This is a genomic window from Salegentibacter sp. 24 (assembly GCF_004362395.1).
Taxonomy (GTDB): Bacteria; Bacteroidota; Bacteroidia; order Flavobacteriales; family Flavobacteriaceae; genus Salegentibacter.
The window spans coordinates 1-2,069 of record NZ_SNWE01000044.1 but is presented as its reverse complement, the minus strand read 5'-3'; the positions used below and the strand labels follow the sequence as shown (position 1 = coordinate 2,069).

Annotated in this window: 2 tRNA genes and 1 rRNA gene; all 3 read right to left on the bottom strand. The window is 48.7% G+C overall.

The window, feature by feature from the left end:
- Positions 1 to 164: 164 nt before the first annotated feature.
- Positions 165 to 238 (bottom strand) — tRNA-Ala (locus DET49_RS18170).
- 178 nt (positions 239 to 416) lie between these two features.
- A tRNA-Ile gene (locus tag DET49_RS18165) sits at positions 417 to 490 on the bottom strand.
- A 142-nt stretch (positions 491 to 632) separates the two neighbouring features.
- A 16S ribosomal RNA gene (locus DET49_RS18160) occupies positions 633 to 2,069 on the bottom strand; the annotation flags it as partial.

Genomic DNA, 2,069 nt, shown 5'->3' with positions numbered 1-2,069 from the left:
GAATTCTATAACTGTAGTTTTCTCGTATTCTTTGTTTCTCAATATGTCAATGAACGTTTTTCCTCTCTAGCGAGTTACCTCTTAATGGTAACAAAACGAATATGCCCTAAGGGCATTTCCTGATTGTTTAGTTTACCTATCTCCTGGTAGCTCTCAAGGAAGTGTGGAGAATATCGGAGTCGAACCGATGACCTCCTGCGTGCAAGGCAGGCGCTCTAGCCAGCTGAGCTAATCCCCCATTTGTTAGTCGGCAGTCTTAAGTATTCAGTACGCAGTCTTTATTACTGCTAACTGCTCCTGCTTACTGCAAACTGGGTTACCCAACTTCTAAAATTTCCTTTTCAATCTGTGTAAATGAACTTCCTGGGCCCTCTTGTGCCTTCCTCTGCTATCAAAGTATCTTTATACTTTGCTAGTAGTCTCAGGCAGACTCGAACTGCCGACCTCTACATTATCAGTGTAGCGCTCTAACCAGCTGAGCTATGAGACTGTCCCTTGTGTAATGTAGCTCCTACATCACGCAATTTCTTTTAATAATTAAATCGACAGCTTAGAATCAAGACCAAATAAGATCTCTTTAAGAACTTCCCTTTGATTCTTGTGTTTTGCCTTTTAAGTGGCAAAAGCTCTAGAAAGGAGGTGTTCCAGCCGCACCTTCCGGTACGGCTACCTTGTTACGACTTAGCCCCAGTTACCAGTTTTACCCTAGGCGGCTCCTTGCGGTGACCGACTTCAGGTACCCCCGGCTTCCATGGCTTGACGGGCGGTGTGTACAAGGCCCGGGAACGTATTCACCGCATCATGGCTGATATGCGATTACTAGCGATTCCAGCTTCACGCAGTCGAGTTGCAGACTGCGATCCGAACTGTGATAGGGTTTGTAGATTCGCTCCTTCTCGCGAAGTGGCTGCTCTCTGTCCCTACCATTGTAGCACGTGTGTGGCCCAGGACGTAAGGGCCGTGATGATTTGACGTCATCCCCACCTTCCTCGCGGTTTGCACCGGCAGTCTGGCTAGAGTTCCCGACATTACTCGCTGGCAACTAACCACAGGGGTTGCGCTCGTTATAGGACTTAACCTGACACCTCACGGCACGAGCTGACGACAACCATGCAGCACCTTGTAATCTGTCCGAAGAAAAAAGTGTTTCCACTCCTGTCAGACTACATTTAAGCCCTGGTAAGGTTCCTCGCGTATCATCGAATTAAACCACATGCTCCACCGCTTGTGCGGGCCCCCGTCAATTCCTTTGAGTTTCATTCTTGCGAACGTACTCCCCAGGTGGGTTACTTATCACTTTCGCTTAACCACTCAGCCCTTAATCGGGCCGAACAGCTAGTAACCATCGTTTACGGCGTAGACTACCAGGGTATCTAATCCTGTTCGCTACCTACGCTTTCGTCCATCAGCGTCAGTATATTATTAGTGATCTGCCTTCGCAATCGGTATTCTGAGTAATATCTATGCATTTCACCGCTACACTACTCATTCTAACCACTTCATAATAACTCAAGACAATCAGTATCAATGGCAGTTCTCCCGTTGAGCGGAAGACTTTCACCACTGACTTAACTGCCCGCCTACGGACCCTTTAAACCCAATGATTCCGGATAACGCTTGGATCCTCCGTATTACCGCGGCTGCTGGCACGGAGTTAGCCGATCCTTATTCGCAGAGTACCGTCAAACCCCCACACGTGGGGGTGGTTCTTCCTCTGTAAAAGCAGTTTACAACCCATAGGGCAGTCTTCCTGCACGCGGCATGGCTGGATCAGGCTCTCGCCCATTGTCCAATATTCCTCACTGCTGCCTCCCGTAGGAGTCTGGTCCGTGTCTCAGTACCAGTGTGGGGGATCTCCCTCTCAGGACCCCTACCTATCGATGCCTTGGTAAGCCGTTACCTTACCAACAAACTAATAGGACGCATACCCATCTAATAGCCATAAATGTTTAATGAAATTCTCAGGTGAGAACTCCATACTATGGGGCATTAATCCAAGTTTCCCTGGGCTATTCCCCGCTAAAAGGTAGGTTGTATACGCGTTACGCACCCGTGCGCCGGTCGTCAGC